General features: G+C 70.6%; 26 protein-coding genes. 19 read left to right on the forward strand and 7 right to left on the reverse strand.

Translation table 11 applies throughout. The annotated features are described in order from the left end of the window. Positions 1-23: 23 nt before the first annotated feature. From AB4Z01_RS28165 to AB4Z01_RS28210, 10 genes are all read left to right on the forward strand, one after another. The gene (locus AB4Z01_RS28165; protein ID WP_441699317.1) at positions 24-644 is read left to right on the forward strand and encodes a LemA family protein; all 621 of its coding nucleotides are present in this window, start codon (positions 24-26) and stop codon (positions 642-644) included. Positions 645-661: 17 nt separating this feature from the next. Next, on the forward strand, positions 662-1,219 hold the full coding sequence (locus tag AB4Z01_RS28170) for a TPM domain-containing protein (protein ID WP_441699319.1): 558 nt from the start codon (positions 662-664) through the stop codon (positions 1,217-1,219). Next, complete coding sequence (locus AB4Z01_RS28175; RefSeq protein ID WP_441699320.1) at positions 1,216-2,187, forward strand: TPM domain-containing protein; 972 nt, start codon at positions 1,216-1,218, stop codon at positions 2,185-2,187. The genes AB4Z01_RS28170 and AB4Z01_RS28175 overlap by 4 nt, the downstream gene beginning before the upstream one ends. Beyond that, positions 2,168-2,680, forward strand: a complete 513-nt coding sequence (locus AB4Z01_RS28180; protein ID WP_441699322.1) for a TPM domain-containing protein — start codon at positions 2,168-2,170, stop codon at positions 2,678-2,680. Before AB4Z01_RS28175 ends, AB4Z01_RS28180 begins: the two co-directional genes overlap by 20 nt. 85 nt (positions 2,681-2,765) lie before the next feature. Continuing rightward, entirely contained in the window at positions 2,766-3,230 is a 465-nt protein-coding gene (aroQ, locus tag AB4Z01_RS28185) for a type II 3-dehydroquinate dehydratase (protein ID WP_441325379.1), read from the forward strand. 7 nt (positions 3,231-3,237) lie between these two features. After that, positions 3,238-3,687, forward strand: coding sequence for an acetyl-CoA carboxylase biotin carboxyl carrier protein (gene accB / locus AB4Z01_RS28190; protein ID WP_441699323.1), 450 nt, complete (start codon positions 3,238-3,240; stop codon positions 3,685-3,687). Then, positions 3,687-5,024 (forward strand): acetyl-CoA carboxylase biotin carboxylase subunit, encoded by a 1,338-nt coding sequence (accC, locus tag AB4Z01_RS28195; RefSeq protein ID WP_441699325.1) that lies wholly within the window; start codon positions 3,687-3,689, stop codon positions 5,022-5,024. Before accB ends, accC begins: the two co-directional genes overlap by 1 nt. Positions 5,025-5,171: 147 nt before the next feature. After that, positions 5,172-6,077 carry a hypothetical protein gene (locus AB4Z01_RS28200; RefSeq protein WP_441699327.1) on the forward strand — a complete coding sequence of 302 codons (906 nt, stop codon included), beginning with the start codon at positions 5,172-5,174 and terminating at the stop codon, positions 6,075-6,077. 74 nt (positions 6,078-6,151) lie between these two features. Then, complete coding sequence (locus AB4Z01_RS28205; RefSeq protein ID WP_441699329.1) at positions 6,152-7,069, forward strand: hypothetical protein; 918 nt, start codon at positions 6,152-6,154, stop codon at positions 7,067-7,069. Between the two features lie 31 nt (positions 7,070-7,100). Continuing rightward, positions 7,101-8,012: a hypothetical protein gene (locus AB4Z01_RS28210; RefSeq protein ID WP_441699330.1), complete on the forward strand. Its 912-nt coding sequence runs from the start codon at positions 7,101-7,103 to the stop codon at positions 8,010-8,012. Positions 8,013-8,021: 9 nt separating this feature from the next. Here AB4Z01_RS28210 and trpS read toward each other — a convergent pair whose 3' ends face one another. Beyond that, positions 8,022-9,065 carry a tryptophan--tRNA ligase gene (gene trpS / locus AB4Z01_RS28215; protein WP_441699332.1) on the reverse strand — a complete coding sequence of 348 codons (1,044 nt, stop codon included), beginning with the start codon at positions 9,063-9,065 and terminating at the stop codon, positions 8,022-8,024. 293 nt (positions 9,066-9,358) lie between these two features. On the opposite strand from trpS, the gene aat reads away from it, so the two are divergent. The 3 genes from aat (at position 9,359) to AB4Z01_RS28230 (ending at position 11,551) form a co-directional block, all read left to right on the forward strand. Further along, positions 9,359-10,009 carry a leucyl/phenylalanyl-tRNA--protein transferase gene (gene aat / locus AB4Z01_RS28220; protein WP_441699334.1) on the forward strand — a complete coding sequence of 217 codons (651 nt, stop codon included), beginning with the start codon at positions 9,359-9,361 and terminating at the stop codon, positions 10,007-10,009. Further along, positions 10,006-10,917 carry a GNAT family N-acetyltransferase gene (locus AB4Z01_RS28225; RefSeq protein ID WP_441699336.1) on the forward strand — a complete coding sequence of 304 codons (912 nt, stop codon included), beginning with the start codon at positions 10,006-10,008 and terminating at the stop codon, positions 10,915-10,917. Before aat ends, AB4Z01_RS28225 begins: the two co-directional genes overlap by 4 nt. Before the next feature lie 232 nt (positions 10,918-11,149). Further along, positions 11,150-11,551, forward strand: coding sequence for an MAPEG family protein (locus AB4Z01_RS28230; protein WP_441699337.1), 402 nt, complete (start codon positions 11,150-11,152; stop codon positions 11,549-11,551). Here the strand turns inward: AB4Z01_RS28230 and AB4Z01_RS28235 are convergent. The 4 genes from AB4Z01_RS28235 to AB4Z01_RS28250 form a co-directional block, all read right to left on the reverse strand. After that, positions 11,517-12,014, reverse strand: coding sequence for a DUF2155 domain-containing protein (locus AB4Z01_RS28235; protein ID WP_441699338.1), 498 nt, complete (start codon positions 12,012-12,014; stop codon positions 11,517-11,519). The two genes, AB4Z01_RS28230 and AB4Z01_RS28235, sit on opposite strands and share 35 nt — an antisense overlap. 8 nt (positions 12,015-12,022) lie before the next feature. After that, the gene (mlaD, locus tag AB4Z01_RS28240) at positions 12,023-12,595 is read right to left on the reverse strand and encodes an outer membrane lipid asymmetry maintenance protein MlaD (protein ID WP_441699339.1); all 573 of its coding nucleotides are present in this window, start codon (positions 12,593-12,595) and stop codon (positions 12,023-12,025) included. Between the two features lie 23 nt (positions 12,596-12,618). Next, positions 12,619-13,005, reverse strand: coding sequence for an NADH:ubiquinone oxidoreductase subunit NDUFA12 (locus tag AB4Z01_RS28245; RefSeq protein WP_441699341.1), 387 nt, complete (start codon positions 13,003-13,005; stop codon positions 12,619-12,621). Positions 13,006-13,114: 109 nt separating this feature from the next. Then, positions 13,115-14,032 carry a DMT family transporter gene (locus AB4Z01_RS28250; protein WP_441699342.1) on the reverse strand — a complete coding sequence of 306 codons (918 nt, stop codon included), beginning with the start codon at positions 14,030-14,032 and terminating at the stop codon, positions 13,115-13,117. Between the two features lie 211 nt (positions 14,033-14,243). On the opposite strand from AB4Z01_RS28250, the gene AB4Z01_RS28255 reads away from it, so the two are divergent. Both AB4Z01_RS28255 and AB4Z01_RS28260 read left to right on the forward strand, forming a co-directional pair. Continuing rightward, positions 14,244-15,104 (forward strand): LysR family transcriptional regulator, encoded by an 861-nt coding sequence (locus tag AB4Z01_RS28255; protein ID WP_441699344.1) that lies wholly within the window; start codon positions 14,244-14,246, stop codon positions 15,102-15,104. A gap of 296 nt (positions 15,105-15,400) precedes the next feature. Then, positions 15,401-15,631, forward strand: a complete 231-nt coding sequence (locus tag AB4Z01_RS28260) for a DUF1127 domain-containing protein (RefSeq protein ID WP_441699346.1) — start codon at positions 15,401-15,403, stop codon at positions 15,629-15,631. 106 nt (positions 15,632-15,737) lie between these two features. On the opposite strand, the gene AB4Z01_RS28265 is transcribed toward AB4Z01_RS28260, so the two are convergent. Further along, entirely contained in the window at positions 15,738-16,211 is a 474-nt protein-coding gene (locus AB4Z01_RS28265) for a winged helix-turn-helix transcriptional regulator (RefSeq protein ID WP_441699347.1), read from the reverse strand. A gap of 148 nt (positions 16,212-16,359) precedes the next feature. Here AB4Z01_RS28265 and AB4Z01_RS28270 point away from each other — a divergent pair, with 148 nt between their 5' ends. Then, positions 16,360-16,980, forward strand: a complete 621-nt coding sequence (locus tag AB4Z01_RS28270) for an FMN-dependent NADH-azoreductase (RefSeq protein WP_441699349.1) — start codon at positions 16,360-16,362, stop codon at positions 16,978-16,980. On the opposite strand, the gene AB4Z01_RS28275 is transcribed toward AB4Z01_RS28270, so the two are convergent. Continuing rightward, positions 16,961-18,247, reverse strand: a complete 1,287-nt coding sequence (locus AB4Z01_RS28275; protein ID WP_441699351.1) for a protein-L-isoaspartate O-methyltransferase family protein — start codon at positions 18,245-18,247, stop codon at positions 16,961-16,963. The two genes, AB4Z01_RS28270 and AB4Z01_RS28275, sit on opposite strands and share 20 nt — an antisense overlap. Before the next feature lie 117 nt (positions 18,248-18,364). Here AB4Z01_RS28275 and AB4Z01_RS28280 point away from each other — a divergent pair, with 117 nt between their 5' ends. The 3 genes from AB4Z01_RS28280 (at position 18,365) to AB4Z01_RS28290 (ending at position 20,295) form a co-directional block, all read left to right on the forward strand. Next, the gene (locus AB4Z01_RS28280) at positions 18,365-18,931 is read left to right on the forward strand and encodes an RNA polymerase sigma factor (protein ID WP_441699352.1); all 567 of its coding nucleotides are present in this window, start codon (positions 18,365-18,367) and stop codon (positions 18,929-18,931) included. Further along, positions 18,928-19,161: a hypothetical protein gene (locus tag AB4Z01_RS28285; protein WP_441699354.1), complete on the forward strand. Its 234-nt coding sequence runs from the start codon at positions 18,928-18,930 to the stop codon at positions 19,159-19,161. Before AB4Z01_RS28280 ends, AB4Z01_RS28285 begins: the two co-directional genes overlap by 4 nt. An 87-nt stretch (positions 19,162-19,248) precedes the next feature. Then, the gene (locus tag AB4Z01_RS28290; protein WP_441699356.1) at positions 19,249-20,295 is read left to right on the forward strand and encodes an aldo/keto reductase; all 1,047 of its coding nucleotides are present in this window, start codon (positions 19,249-19,251) and stop codon (positions 20,293-20,295) included. Positions 20,296-20,304: the final 9 nt, after the last annotated feature.

The raw sequence follows: 20,304 nt of genomic DNA on the forward strand, positions 1-20,304 counted from the left end.
TGCGCGGATCTAAGGGGGATCGGATGCGTCGTTTCACCGGGCTGATCGTGGTCGTCGTCCTGGTCGTGCTGGTCGCGGTCTGGGGCGGCAGTGCCTATAACCGCTTCCTGGCCGGCGACGAGAACGTCAAGGCCGCCTGGTCCGAGGTGCTGAACCAGTACCAGCGCCGGGCCGACCTGGTGCCGAACCTGGTCAAGACCGTGCAGGGCTATGCCAACCAGGAGAAGGACGTGCTGATCCAGGTCACCGAGGCCCGGGCCAAGGTCGGCAGCATCCAGGTGACGCCGGAGACGCTGAACGACCCGGCGGCGCTGCAGAAGTTCCAGGCGGCGCAAGGCGAGCTGTCCTCGGCCCTGTCGCGGCTGCTGGTGGTGACGGAGAACTATCCGCAGCTGAAATCCGACGCCTTGTTCCAGGACCTGATGACCCAGCTGGAGGGTACCGAGAACCGGATCGCCACGGCCCGCAACCGCTCGATCCAGGCGGTGCAGGACTACAATGTCAGCGTCCGCCGCTTCCCCGGCACCTTGATCGCCGGTGTGCTCGGCTTCAGCGCCAAGCCGAATTTCAGCGTCGAGAACGAGGCCGCGATCTCGACCGCGCCCAAGGTCGATTTCGGCACCTCGCCGGCGACGAAGCCCTGAGGCCCGCAGCTTTGAGCATGGCCGCGATGTGGCGCGTCCTGGCCCTGGCGATCGGGTTGTTCGTCGCCCTGCCGGCGATGGCGCGGCCGGTCGCCGTGCCGCCGCTGACGACCCACATCCTCGACCTGACCGACACCCTGACGCCGGACCAGAGCCGCATGTTCGAGGCCAAGCTGGCCTGGGTCCAGCTCAGGATCGGCGCCCAGATCGCCATCGTGATCATCCCGACCACCGGGCCGGAGAGCATCGACGCCTATGCGCTGCGGGCCTTCAACACCTGGAAGCTCGGCCGGCGCGACATCAATGACGGCGTGCTGCTGCTGGTCGCCAAAAGCGACCGCACCGTGCGGATCGAGGTCGGCTTCGGCCTGGAGCAGGCGATACCGGATGCCGCCGCCGTCGCGATCGTCCAGGACAGGATGGTGCCGGCCTTCCGTGCGGGCGACTTCGCCGGCGGCCTGGCGGCGGCCGTCTCGGCGCTGATTCCCCTGCTTCGGGGCGCCGGCCTGCCGGCCCCTCGCAAGGGCGCCGATGCGGGACGGATCGCCGCCCCTGCGCTGCGGGAAGCGGCATGACCATTGCCATTCACCCGGGGATAGGCCGCATCGTCGCCGCGCTGGCGCTGCTGCTGCAACTGGCCTTCGCGGCCACGGCCATGGCGCAGCAGCCGGTCGCGGTGCCGCAGCTGAGCACGCGCGTGACCGACCTGACCGGCACCCTGTCCGCCGCCGAGCGGCAGGCTCTGGAGAGCAAGCTGGCGGCGGTCGAGCAGCGCAAGGGGGCGCAGATCGCCATCCTGATCGTGCCGACCACCGGCGCCGACACCGTGGATCAATATGCCAGGCGGGTGTTCGATCAGTCGCGGCTGGGCCGCAAGGGTGTCGATGACGGCGTGCTGCTGCTGGTCGCCAAGAACGACCGCACCGTCCGGATCGAGCCCGGCTACGGGCTGGAGGGCGCGATCCCGGACATCGCAGCAGGCCGCATCGTCCGCGAGCAGATCACGCCGGCCTTCCGCCAGGGCGACTTCGCCGGCGGACTGGGCGCTGCGGTCGACAGCCTGATCCGGCTGATCGACGGCGAGCCGCTGCCCCCGCCCCCGCCGGAGAGCCGGAGCGAGGCGCCGGAGGACATGTTCCAGATCGTCATCCTGGCGATCCTGGTCGGTGCCGCGGTGCGCGCCGGGCTGCGCGGCATCGGGCTGCCGATGCCGCTGCCGGCCGGCGGCAGCGCGCTGGTCGCCGGCGGCCTCGGCTGGGGCCTGTCCGGCATGATCCTCTTCGGGGCGTTCTGCGCCATCGGCGCGGTGATTCTCGGCGGCATCGGCGGCCGCTTCGGCGGGCCGGGCGGCGGCTTCAGCACCCGCCGCGGCTCGGGGGGATTCGGCGGTGGCTTCGGCGGAGGAAGCTTCGGTGGAGGTGGCCTCGGTGGCGGAGGCTTTGGCGGCGGATCGCGGGGCGGCTCCGGCGGAGGCGGATCGGGCGGAGGCTTCAGCGGCGGCGGCGGATCGAGCGGAGGCGGCGGTGCATCCGGGAGTTGGTAAGACGCTGCGGCGGCTGCGCCCGGTCGCCGAATGGCACGGCCAGCGCCTGCTGCGCCGGCATTTCGGCGCGGCGGTGATGGCCCGGCTGCACCAGGCGATCCGCGGCGCCGAGCGCCGGCACCTGGGCGAGATCGTGATCGCGGTCGAGGCCGCGCCCCCGCCGCATCTGCGCGACAGCCGGCTTCGGGCGCTGGAGGTGTTCGGCCGGCTGCGCGTCTGGGACACGGCACAGGCGACCGGCGTGCTGCTGTACCTGCTGCTGGCCGATCACAAGATCGAGATCGTCGCCGACCGCGGCGTCACCGCCCGGGTCGACGACGCGGTCTGGCCGCGGATCTGCGCCGCGCTGCGCGACCGGTTCCAGGCCGGGCGATACGAGGAGGGCGTGCTGGAGGCGCTGGCCGCGATCGACGCCGAGCTGCTGCGAACCTGGCCGGCATCGCCCGGCGAAGCCAACGCCGAGGAGCTGCCGGACGGGCCTGTTATCCTGTGAAGGGTTACAGGTTCGTGCAACGATGCTTGTGAAAGCCGCACCGCCTATGATACGCCCGGCCTAGCGATTCCGGGAGCAGCGACGCGTGACGGCGATCCAGTCGGACCGGCCGACGGTCCTTATCCTCAACGGCCCCAATCTCAACATGCTGGGCGTGCGCCAGCCCGAGATCTATGGCCGCGACACGCTGGCCGACATCGAGCAGGCCTGCGCCGACGAGGCCGAGCAGATCGAGCTCGAGATCGACTTCCGGCAATCGAACCATGAAGGCGAGCTGGTCACCTGGATCCAGGAGGCCCGCACCGCCCATGACGGCATCATCGTCAATGCCGGCGCCTACAGCCACACCTCGGTCGCCATCCTCGACGCGCTGAACGCGGCGGAACTTCCGGTGATCGAAGTCCATCTCTCCAACATCTTCCGCCGCGAAGCGTTCCGGCACCATTCCTATGTCTCGCTGGCGGCGACCGGGGTGGTGTGCGGGCTGGGCGTGCATGGCTATCTTCTGGCCCTGCAGGCGATGGCGCGGCTCCTTGAAACCGACCGGTGAAGACCAGATGAGCACCTTCAGCCTCGATCCCGAATTCGTCCGCAGCCTGGCCAAGCTCCTGGACGAGACGGGCCTGACCGAGATCGAGTTCTCGGAGGGCGACCGCCGCATCCGGCTGAACCGCCAGCCGGCGCCGGTGACCACCTATGCCGCGCCGATGGCCGCCCCGGTCGCCGCTGCCGCCGCCCCGGCGGCCGCGCCCGCCACCCCGGCCGGCCCGCCGAAGAACGCCGTGACCTCGCCGATGGTCGGCACCGTCTACCTGTCGCCCGAGCCCGGCGCCGCCGCCTTCGTCAAGGTCGGCGACAAGGTGGCCGAGGGCGCGACGATCCTGATCGTCGAGGCGATGAAGGTGATGAACCCGATCCGCAGCCCACGGTCAGGCACCATCAGCGCGATCCTGGTCGAGGACGGCCAGCCGGTCGAGTTCGCCGAACCCCTCGTCGTGATCGACTGATGTTCGAGAAGGTCCTCATCGCCAATCGCGGCGAGATCGCGCTGCGCATCCATCGCGCCTGCCGCGAGATGGGCATCCGCACCGTGGTCGTGCACTCCACGGCCGACAGCGACGCCATGGCCGTGCGCCTGGCCGACGAGGCGGTCTGCATCGGCCCGCCGGCGGCGCGCGACAGCTACCTCAACATCCCGGCCCTGCTCTCCGCCGCCACCATCACCGGCTGCGACGCGATCCACCCGGGCATCGGCTTCCTGGCCGAGAATGCCCGCTTCGCCGAGATGGTGGAGGAGCACGGCTTCGCCTTCATCGGCCCGACCGCGCAGCACATCCGGGTGATGGGCGACAAGATCGCCGCCAAGGACGCGGTCAAGGCCGCCGGCCTGCCGGTCGTGCCCGGCTCCGACGGTGCCGTCGACACGGTCGACGAGGCCCAGGCGTTGGCCCGCGGCATGGGCTATCCGGTGCTGGTCAAGGCCACGGCGGGCGGCGGCGGCAAGGGCATGAAGGTCGCGATGACCGATGCCGAGCTGCCCGAGGCCTACAGCATGGCCCGCAACGAGGCCCGCGCCGCCTTCGGCAACGACAGCGTCTATGTCGAGAAGTATCTCGACCATCCGCGCCATATCGAGATCCAGCTGCTGGCCGACACCCACGGCAACGTGGTGCATTTCGGCGAGCGCGACTGCTCGATCCAGCGCCGGCACCAGAAGGTGATCGAGGAGGCCCCTTCGCCCGCCCTGAACGCCGAGGAGCGCGCCTTCATCGGCGGGCTGGCGTCGGAGACGGCGCGCAAGCTGGGCTATCGCGGCGTCGGCACGATGGAGTTCCTGTACCAGGACGGGGAATTCTACTTCATCGAGATGAACACCCGGCTGCAGGTCGAGCATCCGATCACCGAGGAGATCTCGGGCATCGACCTGGTGCGCGAGCAGATCCGCGTCGCCACCGGCGCGCCGCTCGGCTACACCCAGGACGACATCGTGTTCCAGGGCCACGCCATCGAGTGCCGGATCAACGCCGAGGACCCGGAGACCTTCGTCCCCTCGCCCGGCCGGATCGACGGCTACCACGCGCCGGGAGGCCTGGGCGTACGGGTCGACAGCGCGATCTATGACGGCTATCGCATCCCGCCGCATTACGACAGCCTGATCGCCAAGCTGATCGTGCGCGGCAGCACCCGCAACGAATGCCTGATGCGGCTGCGGCGGGCGCTGGAGGAGTATGTCATCGACGGGGTGAAGACCACCCTGCCGCTGCATGCCAGGCTGATCGCCGAGCCTGACTTCATCAACGGCGACTACGATATCCGCTGGCTCGAGAAGTTGATGGCGAAATAGGGCAGTGGCCCGAATTCAGCCCAAATCCGTGAATAAGAATACGCCGTGTCCCGGGCGCCGCGCCCGGGATGGCGATCGAGGGGATGCGATCGCTGTCGCAGGCTGGCCTGCGGGTCCGGTGCCGCCCCGTTATGCGAGGAGATGCATATGAGCGTGTTTCGTGCTTCGACGGCGGCGGCCCTGGTCGCGCTGATCACTGCCCCGGCCTTCGCGGCTGAGGTTCCGTCCGACCCGGTCGAGCGTTGCAAGGGCCTGCTGACCCTCGCCCCGGCCGACTCGCCGATGCACAATGCCGAGGTCGGCACGGTCGAGTCCTTCGGCACGTCCGGCTGCAAGTTCACCGACCTGAAGATGGTCGAGCCGGCCGACAAGGTGGCCGCGGGCAAGACCCCGACCACGGTGACGATCGACGAGATCAGCTTCGACAAGCTCGACTTCGCCAAGGCCTATGAGGGCAAGCCGTCGGACACGCTGACGGCGCAGGCCACCGGCATCTCGATCGACAACCCCGAGGTCAAGGCCGTCCTCGGCGAGGAGCCGTTCGACCTGGCGATCGACTATGCGCTCGACACCGCCAGCAAGCAGTTCACCCTGACCGAGTTCCAGCTCAGCGGCGAAGCGCTGGGCGAAATCTCGCTGGACGGCGCGCTGGACGGCATCGATGCGACCGACCCGGCGGCAGCAGCCGACCCGATGCAGTTGATGGGCACGGCCTCGCTGCGCAAGATCAAGCTGCATTTCGAGAACAAGGGCATCATCGACAAGGTGATCGCCTTCGCGACCGCCCAGGGCGAGGACCCGAAGACCGCGATCGAGCAAGGCAAGAGCCAGGCCGTGCTCGGCATGGCGGCGCTGTCGGCGATTGGCGTGCCGGAGGCCGCGGTGAAGAGCCTGATGTCCTTCGCGCAGGACTTCCCGGCGCCGAAGGGCCCGCTGACGATCTCGATCGACCCGGTGACGCCGGTGCCGCTGGCGCAGCTGGCCACGATCAAGCCGGGCGAGGCCGCGTCGATGGACCTAGTGAAGAGCCTGAACGTCGCCGTCACTTACTGACGGCAGGCAAAGCCTGATCGGAAGCGATGGCCGGGGCGGCGACTCCCCGGCCATCGTCGTCTCAGGAGACCGGCATGAAGACGATGGCGATCCTGACGCTGGCGGCGGCTGCCTTGCTGTCGGCCTATCAAGCGGCGGCAGAGCCCGTTCCGGCCGATCCGATGGTGCGATGCCGGGGCCTGCTGGAGGTTGCAGCGCAGGCGGCCGGGATTGCCACGCCGGCTGCCGCCACTGTCGAGCCGCGGGGGGCCGATGGCTGCCGCTTTTCCGAGCTACGCATTGATCTCGGGCCCGGCCGCAGCTGGACCGTCGGCACCTTGTCGGCCGACGGGCTGGACTTCGCCCGGATCTACCAGGACCGGCGGCTGGAAGCGGCCTCGCTGCGGGCCAAGGACGTCCGGCTGAAGGACTCTGTGGTGACGGCAGTGCTCGGCCCCGGCCCCGTCCGGTTCGATGCCGCCCTTGACTATCGCTGGGACGCCGCGACCGGGGAGGTCGAGGTCGCCTCGCTGTCGCTGTCCGGACCCGGGATGGGCGAGGTGGAGCTGAGCAACCGGCGCGGCAGCGTTCAGGCCCGGACCTTCTCCCTCGATTCCCGGTCGAGGTTCCCCGTCCTGGCCCTGATCGGTGCCGGCGACCTGAAGTCGCTGTCGCTGCGCTTCCGCGACGATGGCATCGTCGACCGCATCCTTACCGCGGGAGCGCAAGGCCTGGCCGAGAAGGACGCGGGCAGCAGCGAGGCCGAGCGGAAGGCCGCGCTGCTGCAGGCGGTGCAGAACCAGGTCGCCTCCATGTCCGCCGGCGGGTTCCCGGACGCCATGGTGGTGCCGCTGCTGGCCTTCGTGCGCGACTTCCCGGCGCCACGGCCGATCACCCTCTCCGCCGCGCCGACCGGGACGGTGCCGATGCCCGCGCTGCTGTTCGGCGAGGATGCCGGGGATGCGACGCCGGAGGAGTTGTTCCGGCGCCTGAACCTGGCCGTGACCTACTGACCCCGCCCGACCGATCGAGACGGAGATGACCATGACCCGCATCCGGAGCGCCGTCGCAGCCCTCGTCCTGGCCGGCCTCGCCCCCATCGCCCAGGCCGCCCCGGTGCCGGCGGACCCGGTGCAGCGCTGCCGCGATCTGATCCCGCTGATCAGCAAGGCGACCGCGGAGGACCCGACGGTCGGCAAGGTGACGCCGCTCGGCGACACCGGCTGCCGCTACACCGACCTGCAGATCGCGATCAGCCAGTACCAGGGCTGGATGGTGGGGTCGCTGACCGTCGACCGGATCGACTTCAAGCGCTTCTACACCGACCAATTGCCGCGGACCCTGTCGGTCCACGCCGAGGGCATCCGCTTCTTCGCGCCGGCCATGCCGGCGGCGACCGCCTATCAGATGAAGCTGGTCCAGAGGCCGATCGAAATCTCGTTCGACTATGACTACGACGCCGATGTCCTGACCATCCGGGACGCCACCTTCCGCGGCGACCGGATCGGCCACATCACCGTCACGGCGGCGCTGCGCGGCCCGGATCTCGACCAGATCGCCGTGGACACGCTGCTGGGCGACAAGGCCCTCGCCGGGCTGTCGCTGCAGTCCCTGACTGTGGATTTCGACAACCAGGGCATGTTCGAAGGCTATGCCCTGCTGCCGACGCTGCTGGCGCTGCCGGACGGCGAGACCGACCCTGAGGGAGCGGTCGCCGCGGCCAAGGCGCAGGCCATGGCCCAGCTGGCCATCCTGGTCGCGGCGGAGGTGCCGAAGGATTCGGTGGCGGCGATCGGCCGCTTCATCCAATCCATGCCGCAACCGCGGGGGCCGTTCCGGCTGTCGATCGCACCGCAGCCGGCGCTCGCCTTCTCGGAGCTGGCGGAGGCGCAGTCCGGCGATCCCGCCAAGCTGCTGGCTTTGACGAAGCGGCTGAACCTGACCGCCAGCTATTGATCGACGGGCTCACGGCCGGACCAGCCCGAACACGCCGCGCACCGAATCCAGAACCTGCGCCGCCTGCTGCCGCGCCGCTTCGGTGCCGCGGCGCAGGATGGCACGGACCTCGCCCAGATCCCTTGCGAAAGCGGTACGGCGCTCGCGGATCGGGCCTAGCAGCGTCTCCAGCACGTCCTCCAGCCGGCACTTCACCGCCATGTCCGGCAGCCCGCCGGCGCGGTAGCGGCGCTTCAGCTCCGCCACCGCCGCCGGGTCGGGGTCGAAAGCATCGAGATAGGCGAAGACGACGTTGCCCTCGACCTTCCCCGGATCCTCGACCCGGAGATGGCCGGGATCGGTGTACATGCAGCGGATCTTGGCGCGGACCGTGTCGGCATCGTCGCGCAGGTCGATGGCATTGCCGGCGGACTTGCTGGCCTTGCCCTGGCCGTCCAGCCCCGGCAGCCGCGGCGTGGTCGACAGCAGGATGCGTGGCTCCGGCAGCACCGCGGCGCCGGCCAGCCGGTTGACGGCGCGCACGATCTCCACCGTCTGCTCCAGCATCGGCGCCTGGTCGGCCCCGACCGGCACCAGCGTCGCCGCCACCGCGGTGATGTCGGCTGCCTGGCTGACCGGATAGCACAGGAAGCCCGCCGGCAGGTCGCGGGCGAAGCCGCGCTGGCGGATCTCGTCGCGCACGGTCGGGTTGCGCTCCAGCCGCGCCACGGTGACCAGGTTGAGGTACAGCATCGCCAACTCGGCCATCTCCGGCACCGCCGATTGCAGCACGATGGCGCTGCGCGTCGGGTCGAGGCCGATGGCGAGGTAGTCGAGCGCCACCTCCATCACGTTGCGGCTGACCCGGCCGGGATCGGCGGCGTTGTCGGTCAGGGCCTGCAGGTCGGCGATCAGCACGAATTGCCGGCACAGGCGCTGCAGCCGCAGCCGGTTGGCCAGCGAGCCGGCATAGTGGCCGAGATGCAGCGGCCCGGTCGGCCGGTCGCCGGTCAGCACGACATCGGCTTCGCCGATCTCGGGCACAGGCGGATGTGCCAGCGCGGTATTCAACATGAGACGAATCCTTTCGAGCAGAGGGAAAGGCCGCTCGGATGGACGCCGTCTCAGGACATGAAAAAGGCCGCTTCCATCGGAGCGGCCAGGGTGCAGGACGAAGCACGCGCAGCCGCCATCAGGCGCTGCGCCACCAATTCCGGACCAGGGTCGCGGGCTTCGTCATGGCCGGCACCATACAACAATCGGGCCGCGCGGAAAAGACGGCGACGGGTGGACGCGGACCCTGCCCTCCGCTATCGACGGGACATGAGCGCCGCCCATATTCCTGAGACCATGTTCCGGTCCCGGCCATGACCCGAGTCACGCCCCAGCTGCTGCTGCGCGCCTATGCCGCCGGGCTGTTCCCGATGGCGGAATCGGCGGACAGCCCGGAGCTGCACTGGTTCGACCCGCCTCGGCGCGGCATCCTGCCGCTCGACGGCGTGCATGTGCCGCGCCGCCTGGCCCGCACGGTCAAGGCCGGCCGCTTCAAGGTCACCGCCGACCACGCCTTCCATGCGGTGATCGCCGGCTGCGCCGCGCGCGCGCCCGACCGGCCGAACACCTGGATCAACGACGAGATCGTCGCGCTCTACACCACGCTGCACCGGGCCGGCTTCGCCCACAGCGTCGAATGCTGGGACGGCGAAACGCTGGTCGGCGGCCTCTACGGCGTGGCCCTGGGCGGCGCCTATTTCGGCGAGAGCATGTTCAGCCGCGCCACCGACGCCAGCAAGGTGGCGCTGGTCCATCTCGTCGCCCGGCTGCGCGCCGCCGGCTTCGCCCTGCTCGACACCCAGTTCGTGACCGACCACCTGGCCCGCTTCGGCACGGTCGAGATCGAGCGCGCCGAGTATCGCCGCCGCCTGGACGCCGCGCTGGTGCTGCGGCCGGACTGGGCCGGCGCCGACCCCGAGCCCGAGCTGGACTTGATGCTGCATCGGCCGCCGGAGGAGCCATGACCACCCTGCCCCTGCACCGCCGGCCGGTACCGGACGGCCCGATCGACGACGCGCTGATCGGCTTCATCGAGGCTCATCCGGTGTCGACCACACCGTTCGATCCGCGCTGGGGTCTGTCGCGCCTCGTGACCGGTCCGGGCAGCATCATCGATACGGTCGACGCCGAGGGCAGCCGGGTGGCCATCGCCGCCGTGGTCGACGCCTGCGTCAACGCGGCCAACTCGGCCAATCTCGTGCTGCTGTGCCTGCACCCGGGCATCGACCGCGATGCGCTCGCCGGCTTCCTGCTGGCGGAGGCCGAGGCGATCACGGCCGCGGGACCGCGCGGCCGGCTGGAGGTCGACGCCGAGGACCTGTTCCTGGATCGCGGGCCTGAGTTGGAGGCCCGCGGCTTCCGCGAAGCCTACCGCATGCATGCGATGCGTCGGCCCTTGGACGCCGCTCCGCCGCCGGTGCCGCCTTTGCCGGAGGGCCTGGTCTGGTCGCCGCCGACCGAGGCGACGATGCGCAGCCAGCACGAGGCGGTCAGCGCCGCCATGATGCCGGTGCCCGGCGCCAGCGTGCCGGATTTCGAGAGCTTCGCCGCCCGTGCCCGGGCGATGCCCGACCAGCACGGGCTGATCCTGCGCGGCGACGCCGTCGCCGGATTTCTGCGCGTGCATCCGCCCAAGGTCGCCGGCGGCGAGGGTGACGTCGCCCTGATCGGCCGCCATCCGGAGCATCGCGGCGGCGGGCTGGGCGACATCCTGGTGGCCGAAAGCCTGCGCCGGCTGCACACGGCCGGGGCCGGCAGCGCCGCACTGACGGTCGCGGCGGTGAACGACGCCGCCCTGGCCCTGTACCGGCGCCACGGCTTCACCGTCGCCGAGACCACCCCGGTCTACGTCAAGGATTTCCCGGTCGCTTAAGCCGAAACCCTTTTGTGTTGCCTCTCCCGCCTGGCGGGAGAGGTCGGGCGTCCGCAGGACGACCGGGTGAGGGCTGGCCCGGGCCTCGACAAAGAACCCTCACCCGGAGCCGCTTCGCGTCTCCGACCTCTCCCGTAAACGGGAGAGGCAACGCGTTCTTCTCAACCGGATACTGCTTTGTCGTCCGGCATGGCGTAGCGACAATGCGGCAGACGCTGCCGGAGTCGCCGTGATGAGCTTCGCCCTGTGGATGGTCCTGGCGGCCATCCTGCTGCCCTATCTGACCGTGATGCCGGCCAAGGTGACGTCGCGGGTCGACAACCATGCCCCGCGCCGGGACATGGAGCGGTTGACCGGCTGGCAGCAGCGGCTGGACTGGGCGCACCGCAACCATTTCGAGACGTTTCCGGCCTTCGCCGCGGCGGTGATCATCGCCGAGATGCGCGGCGCACCACAGGGCTGGACGGACCTGCTGGCCGGCCTCTTCATCCTGGCCCGCCTTGCCTATACCGGTGCCTATGCCGCCGACCGGCCGAGCCTGCGCTCGAACATCTGGTCGCTCGGCTTTCTCTGCGTGCTCGGCCTGTTCGCGCTGGCGGCTATTGGCGGCCCGGCGGCAGCGCCGGCGGGATGATCTTCATCTCCGGCAGCGGCAGCGGCGAGGCGTCCGGCACGTTCTCGTCGACCTCCTGCTGCGCCGCGGCGGCGGCCGGCGAGGTGTCGGTGCAGCTGACCACCCAGACGTCGTAGACCGGGTGGTCGAGTGCCGAGACGCCGGGCGAGGAGGCGAACATCCAGCCGCTGAACACCGTGGCCGCCGGCTTGCTGGGCGGGGTGTCGGTGATCTCGAGGAAGGCCGCGCTCTCCGGCGGATCCTCCGGCGGCGCCTTGCGGCAGGCGCGGATGGTGATGCCAAGCGTGCCGAACTGCACCGTCTCGCCGACCTTGGCCTCGAGCGGCTGGGTCCGCGCCGTGATCTTGTCGAGGCCGCGCAGCTCGGCGATCGGCTGGTCGATCGTGGCAGCGGCCTGGGCAGCGCCCGAAAGGGACGCGGCGGCCAGCGCCGCGAGCGCGGGAAGCACGAGAAGGCTGCGCATGGTCCGGATCAATTCCCCAACATGCCGGCCGGCTTGCCCTGCTGCGGCGCCTGCTCCTGGGCCGGCGCGCCGGAGGTGCCGCCCGTGGCCCCGCCGGCAGCACCGCCGGTGCTGCCCTTGTCGCCGAGCTGGCCGATGCTGAAGATCACCTGGCCGAGCAGCTGCTCCAGGCTCGGATTCGACTGGGTGTATTCGATGCTGTCACCATCCTTCAGCCAGCCATTCGGGTCGTCCGGCCGGCCGCCGGGGCTGAGCGAGAGGCTGCGGCCGCCGAGCAGGCCGTCGCTGCTGATCGCCGCGGCGGTGTCCTGCGACAGCTTGACCGACGGGTTGATCGACATCTGGACATCCGCCAGATAGCTCTCGGGGTTCAGGGTGATGCTGGTGACGGTGCCGACCTTGACGCCGCCGATCCGCACATCGGTGCCGGCGGCGACGCCGTCAGCCTGGTTGAACTGCGCCTTGAGCGTGTAGCCGGAGGCGGAGCTGAGATTGGCGCTGGTATAGGCGAATCCCAGGAAGACCAGGGCCACGGCCAACACGACCGCACCCATGACCGTCTCGATGACGTTCCTGTGCATCGCTGTTCCTCAGACCTGCCCGATCACGTCGGCGTCCAGGGCTCGTAGTCGCCGGTCGCCTTGGCGCGATGGCTGCCGCGCAGCGGATGGCCGGGCGGCAGATAGGCGTGGCCGGTGCCGGTCGGATTCGCTTCGGGCGGCTGCTGCCAGGGGCGGCGGAACGGGCTGGTGTCGCCCGGCGGCTCCTTGAAGGTGTGGTGCAGCCAGCCATGCCATTCCGGCGGCACGCGCGTCGCCTCGGACTTGCCGCCGTCGAACACCACCCAGCGCCTCTCGCGGCCGCCCTGGGCGACCTTGCGGCTGCGGTAGTAGCGGCTGCCGAGGGCGTCCTGGCCGACCAGCTGGCCACGCCGCCAGGTGACGAAACGGAGATAGGCGCGGAGCCCGAATTCGGTCAGATCGAAGGCCATGGATTCCAAGGACATGCCGGATGACGGCCCCCGGCCGTCGAACGGCGCGGACTATGGCATCGCCGGCCCCGTCCGTCCAGTGCGCGCGCCGCCGCGCCGCGGGGCATTTTCAAGGCAGGCGGGCGGAACCCGGCGCAGCGACCGCCGAGGCGCCCCGCCGGCCGTCGGTCGCCGCCAGGCCGATGCCGGCGGCCACCGCGGCGAGGCCCGCCAGCAGCGGCCAGCCCAGCGGCTCGCCCAGCGTCAATGTGCCGAGCAGCGCCGCCACCACCGGATTGACGGTGACCGAGATCGCGACCCGCGTCGGGGTGGTGCGGCCGAGGGCGAAGACCCAGAGAAAGAAGGTGACTGCGCCTCCGACCACGCCGAGATACAGCACCGCGGCCCAGCCCACCGGATCCAGGACCGGAAGAGCCACCGGTCGGGTCGCGAACGCCAGCGCCGCCAGGCCGCAGGCACCCGCCGCCATGCCGAGGGCGCTGAAGGACAGAGGCGAGGACCGCCGGACGAAGGGCCGCGACCACACATTATAGAGTGCGGCGCACCCCGTCGCCGCGACCATCAGCAGATCGCCCTGCCAGGCGCCCGGTGGCGCATCGGCCAGGCCGGCACCGAGCGCCAGCGCCACGCCCGCCATCGCCAGCAGCACCCCAGCGGCCTTGCGCGGGGTCAACCGCTCTACCCCCAGCGCGGCACCGGCGGCCAGGGTCAGCAGCGGCTGGGTCGACAGGGCTAGCGCCCCGCGCGCGGCGGTGGTGTGCGCCAGGGCGGCGTTGAACAGGAACGGGAAGGCGGCGAAGAACAGCAGGCCCAGCAGCATCACCGCCGGCAGGTCGCGCCGGGACGGCCAGGGCGACCGCAGCAGCAGCACCACCGGCAGCAGCAGGGCGCAGCCGATGCCGAAACGGAACACGCCCAGAGTCGCCGGGTCCAGCGCGCTCATCAGATAGCGCGTCGCCACCACCGAGGTGCCGCCGAGCGTGCTCGACGCCAGCGCCGCCGCCACACCGAGTCCTTCGCGCGCCATGGCGGTTCCCTTCGGCCATGCTTTGCACCCTCCCCTCCCCGTCGTCATTCCCGCGAAAGCGGGAATCTCGCTCCGGTGAAGTTCCGAGGAGATCCCGCTCTCGCGGGGACGGGTAAGAGTGGGTGCTGCCGGGGAGCATAAGAGCCGTCTCGGTCTTCACGGAAACGCATAACCGTGATCCCCTTCATCACGAACCATGATGGAGCGGCGGATGCTCGACCCGGACCTGCTGCGCGCCTTCGTCGCCGTCGCCGATCATGGCTCCTTCACCCGCGGCGCGGCGGCGCTGAACCGGACCCAGTCGGCCGTGAGCATGCAGATCCGGCGGCTGGAGGGCGCGGTCGGCGCCGCGGTGCTGGACCGCAGCCGCCGCGGCCTGCGCCTGACCCCGGCCGGCGAGGTGCTGCTGGGCTATGCCCGCCGCATCCTGTCGGTCTCGGCCGAGGCGATGGGTCGGCTGCGCGACCTCCAGGTCGAGGGCATTGTGCGGCTCGGCGTGATGGAAGATTACGGCACCCGGCTGGTGCCGCCGCTCTTGGCTGGCTTCGCCGCCGCTCATCCGCGCATCCAGGTCGAGATGGTGACCGGGCTGACGACGCCGATGCTGCCGCGGCTGGGCGAACGCTTCGACCTGGTGCTGGCGATGCATGCGGCGGGCGACGGCGGCGGCACCTTCCTGCGGCGCGAGCAGGCGGTCTGGGCTGCCGGCCGCGACGTCGCCGCCGACCAGCGCACGCCCCTGCCCCTCGCCCTCTATCCGCAGGGGTGCCTGTTCCGGGCCTGGGCGATGGCGTCGCTCGATGGCGCCTGCCTGCCCTGGCGCCTCGCCTTCGTCAGCCACAGCCTGGCGGCCGTGACCGCGATCGCCGCCCAGGGCCTGGCCGTCACCGTGGTCAAGGCCGGGCTGCTGCCGTCGGAGCTGCGGCGCCTGAGCGACCGCGATGGCCTGCCGCCGTTGCCCGAGGCCGACATCCGGCTGCACCGCGCCCCCGGCCTGGTACCGGCCGGCGAGCTGCTGGCCCAGCATTTGGCCGACGGCCTGGCACTGCCGGATCACGCCGCTAGGGTGTGATGGTAATCACACTTAGCATAGTCCGACGCCCATCCAGGATGCAGCCTCCGCCCAATCGGTTTGCACCGCAACAGGGGCGTTTATGGCGGAATTGCGACGAATTCCGGGATTCGAGGCGGAAGCTGGGCGGAGGTGGCGCCCAAATGTCAGGCAATGCAGGCCATGCATTGCTGCGGTGCGATAGACAGGGGTGGATGCATGGCTAAGGTAAGCGCATATATCGGCTCGTGCAAAGCAACGCACACCGCGCCGCGAACCTCTCGCTGGACGCGGCACGTAAACAAGGAAATGCTGAAGTGAACCTGATCAACAAGCTTGTCGCCGCCTGGGATCGTCGTCGTGCCTATGCTGCCCTGATGCAGCTCGATGACCGCCTGCTGGCCGATATCGGCATGAACCGCGGCACCATCTCGGAGCGCCTGACGCGCGCCGCCCGCGACACCAACGTCGCCCCGGCCCCCGTCGCCGTGCTGCGCCCGGCCGTGGCCGCCGCGAACGAAGATTCGGTCATCCGTCGCGCCGCGTGATCGGCTCGACCGGAGGCACCCGGTCCGTCTCCTCCCCCGGATCCGGGTCGCGAAAAACCTCGCCGAGCGCAAGCCGGCGGGGTTTTTCTTTGCCTGTCCCTCGGAATTAGCCGCCGTTCCGTCCGTCCGTGCCGAAATCGGACATCGCCGTTGACCGCGGCCGCACCAGGGCCGGGACCTTGCGCGGCGGATGCGGCACCTCGGCGCCGGGCTTCGCCGCGTCGAAGTCCTGCCGCGACCGCTCGATCGCCGCGTTATGCTCGATCGCCCAGGCGAACAGCAGCTTCAGCGGCTCGATCAGGGTCTGGCCACGATCGGTCAGCGCATAATCCACCCGCGGCGGGATCGTCGGGAACACGGTGCGGGTCACCAGCCCGTCCCGCTCCAGCCCTCGCAGGGTCAGCGTCAGCATCCGCTGCGAGATGCCGCCGATGGTCCGGCGCAGCTCGTTGAAGCGCATCGGCCCGTCCGCCAGCAACCCGACCACCATCACCGTCCATTTGTCGCCGACCCGGGCCAGCACGTCGCTGATCGCCCGGCACTGGTTGTGGACAGGGTCATGGCTGTTGCTCGGTTCCAAAAATGTGCCTCCTTGCGCGGCTCTCGGACAGTCATCAATTTAGCCCCAGTCACTAAATGTGACTACCCCCTGGTCTGATCAACCCCCGGGGCTTCCATCGGCCGGCCGGCCCATCCCCCTTTCCCTCGACCATGAGGACCCGTTCCCGATGAGCCGTATCCTGTTCGTCACCTCCAGCCCGCGCGGCGCCGCCTCGCTGTCGACCAAGGTCGCGACCGCGCTGGTCGACCGGCTGCAGGCGCAGTCGCCCGGCACCACGGTCGTCCATCGCGACCTCGTGGCGCAGCCGCTGCCCCATATCGGCGAGGATTTCCTGGCCGCCCAGGCGCTGGCGGCCGAGGCCCGAAGCCCGGCGCAGCAGGCGGCGCTGGACCTGTCCGACGCGCTGGCGCAGGAGGTGTTCGCCGCCGACACCATCGTCATCGCCTCGGCGATGATCAATTTCGGCCTCGCCTCGACGCTGAAGAGCTGGTTCGACTACCTGCTGCGCGCCGGCGTCACCTTCCGTTACGACGAGACCGGCGTGCACGGCCTGGTCAGCGGCAAGAAGGCATATCTGGTCGAGGCCCGCGGCGGCGTCTATTCCGACGGCCCGGCCAAGGCTTTCGACTTCCAGGAGCCCTATCTGCGCCACCTGCTCGGCTTCATGGGCGTGACCGATATCGAGTCGATCGCGGTCGAGGGCGTCGCCTACGGCCCCGACGTGGCGGAGAAGGCGGTGGCCGGCGCGCTGGACAAGGTCTCGACGATCACGGCCCGGGCGGCCTGATCCAGGCTCCGGGATCGGCCGGCGGCCGGTCCCGGACGGCTTCCTGCCGCGCGACCCGCGGCGACGAAGCAGCRCTCGCCAGCCGCCACACCAGGGCGCTGGCGCCGCGTGTCTCCACCCAAAGCCCTCGCCCGGGCCGCGGGGCCTGCGCCGCCCGCACCACCTCCAGCTCGAAGGCGGCCGGGCCGGGCATGCCGAGCGCCGCCCAGCGCCGATAGGCCGCGTCGAGCCGCCGCGTGGCCTCAGGCGAGCCATAGCCGAGCAGCATTCCGGGCCGGCAGATCGCGACCGACCGCGCCGTCGCGTCGACCAGGCCGAAGGGCGAAACCGACAGGCCCTCCTCCTCACCCGACCCGTCGAAGGCAGCGAAGCCGGGCTCGGTCTGGCCGAGGAAGAGACGGAAGGCATAAGCCGCGCCCGTGAAGCGGGCCGGATCCCGGCCCCCGAGCGACAGCGGCCGGCGCGATGTCGGCGTCGTGCCGATGCCGGACCAGAACGGCAACTCTTCCAGCCGCCGCCGCTCGGCTCCCGGCTCCTGCCCCGGGCCAGTGAAGCGGACGAAGCGGCCGGGGACCGCTTCCAACGCCCGGAACCGGTCACCCTCCCGGCGCAGCACCGCCACGTGGCAGTCGCGGCCGGCGCCGCCCGCCAGCGCGATCGGCAGCAGCAGCCGGCCGCCCTCGGCCACTTGCTCGAACAGCGCCGCCGGCAGGTCCCAGACCGCGGCGGTGATCATGGCCCGGTCATAGGGCGCCCCGGCGGCCTGGCCCCCAGCGCCATCGCCCTCGATGATCGCCACATTGGCGCTGCCCAGCGCCGCCAAGTCATCCCGGCTGCGCCGCGCCAGATCGGCCAGGATCTCCACGCCGACGACGCTGCCGTCGCCGACCAGCCGGCCCATCACGGCGGCGAGCCAGCCCGAGCCGGAGCCGATCTCGAGCGCCCGATGTCCGGGCTCCAGCCCCAGCCGGTGCAGCAGCCACAGCACGTAGCTGGGCTGTGAGTTGGTCGAGTCGAGCGCAGCGTCGTCCGGTCCGAAATGGGCCAGAACCCGGTCGCTGTAGACGGCGGCGAGATGGCGCTCGGTGGCGAAATCCTCGACCGGCCCGGCCCGATCGGCCTGGAACCGATGCACGAAGTGATGGCGCGGTGTCTCTCGCACTGCCCGGCGAAGCGGCTCCGGCAGGCCGTTCTCGCCACGGCGGCGGAAAGCCGTGTCGAGCATGCCGAGGAAGCGGATGACGTGCTCTTCGATCTCCGGCTTCATGATCCCTCCGGTCCGGTTGCCTGCCGAGGAATGCGCAGGAGCCGCCCAGCCGCGGACAGGAGATATTTTTCATCGCGCCTGTCCGCATCCGGCCGCGGCGTGCGCATAGTGCGGCGGATGCAGGACACTTCGCCCCTCAAGCCATGGATCGCGCGCCGGGCCGTCGGCCGGACCGAGCAGGAGGTCCGGCGCGCGCTCGCGGCGCTGTCCGAACCGGACCTGCTACGGCTGCAGGCGATCGCGCGGTTGCGCTGCCGCGGCCTGCCGGGGCTGGACTGGCAGGAACTGCTGCACGAGGCCGTCCTGCGCGCCCTCGACGGCTCCCGCCCCTGGCCACCCGACGTGCCGATGATCGCCTTCCTCGCCGGCATCATGCGCAGCCTGCGCAGCGATCATTGGCGCCGCCAGCGGGCTACCGCGGCCGCACTGTCGGCGCAGGCGGCGGAGGTCGCCGATCAGGTGCCGGATCCGGAGCGCATCGCCGCCGCCACCCAGGCGCTGGCGGCGATCGACCGCATGTTCGCCGACGACCCGGCGGCGATTGCCGTCATCCTGGGGCTGAGCCAGGGCCTGTCGGCCGAGGAGATCCGGCGGCGCACCGGCTTGTCGGAGACCGAGTACGATTCCACGCGCAAGAGGATGAGGCGGGCGCTGCTGCGCCATGGCCTCACTGGGTTGCCATGACGCACCGCCCCGACCAGGCGCTCGAACGCCTGCTGGACGCGCTGGAGGCCGAGGTCGCCGCCGCCCCGGAGGACGAGATCCGGCAGGCCGCCGCCGAGGCCGGGCGCAACGTCTCCACCAGCGCCTGGGATGTCCGCGGGGTGATCCAGCGTGCCGGGACCGCCGTACCTTCGACCGCCCCCGCTGCGCCTGTTCCGCGGCCCTGGCTGCCCCCGCCACGGTGGCACTGACCCGCGGCGACAAACGGTCTGGCGGATGCGGCTCAAGCTGCTAGCCTGCGGCCGCACACCGACACACCGTCACCTACGGAGACACGCATGGAATACCGTCAGCTCGGCGGATCCGGCCTCAAGGTTCCCGTGCTCAGCTTCGGCACCGGCACCTTCGGCGGCACCAACGAGTTCTTTCAGCGCTGGGGCAGCACCGACGTCGCCGAGGCCACTCGCCTGGTCGATCTGTGCCTGGAGGCCGGGGTCAATTTCTTCGACACTGCCAACGTCTACAGCCAGGGCGTGTCGGAGGAGATCCTGGGCCAGGCCCTGAAGGGCCGGCGCGACAAGGTGCTGATCTCGACCAAGGCCACCTTCGGCATGGGCAACGGGCCGAACGATGTGGGCTCGTCACGCCACCACCTGATCCGGGCCTGCGAGGCCAGCCTGAAGCGGCTCGGCACCGACCATATCGACCTCTACTTCATGCACGGCTTCGACGCGATCACGCCGGTCGACGAGACGCTGCGGGCGCTGGACGACCTGACCCGCGCCGGCAAGATCGGCTATATCGGCGCCTCCAACTTCTCCGGCTGGCACCTGATGAAGGCGCTGGCGACGTCGGAGCGGTACGGCCTGGCGCGCTATGTCGCATATCAGGGCTACTATTCGCTGATCGGCCGCGACTACGAGTGGGAGCTGATGCCGCTCGGCCTCGACCAGAAGGTCGGGCTGATGGTGTGGAGCCCGCTCGGCTGGGGACGCCTGACCGGCAAGTTCCGGCGCGGCCAGCCGGCCGGGGCGGGCCGCGTCGCCTCCGGCGGCGATGTCGGCGGGCCGCCGGTCGACGACGAGCACCTGTACGGCGTGGTCGACGCGCTCGACCGGGTGGCGCAGGAGACCGGGAAGTCGATCCCGCAGGTGGCGCTGAACTGGCTGCTGCAGCGGCCGACCGTCGCCAACATCGTGGTCGGCGCCCGCAACGAGGAGCAGTTGAAGCAGAATCTCGGCGCCGTCGGCTGGAACTTGACGGCGGAGCAGGTGGCGCTGCTGGACGATGCCAGCCACCGCACCCCGGCCTATCCCTACTGGCACCAGATCGGCTTCGGCGAGCGCAACCCGAAGCCGACCGCCTGGGTGAAGCGGGAGGGGTAGGAACCACCC

The sequence above is a fragment of the Inquilinus sp. YAF38 genome, from assembly GCF_052113205.1.
In the GTDB taxonomy this organism is placed as follows: Bacteria; Pseudomonadota; Alphaproteobacteria; order DSM-16000; family Inquilinaceae; genus Inquilinus.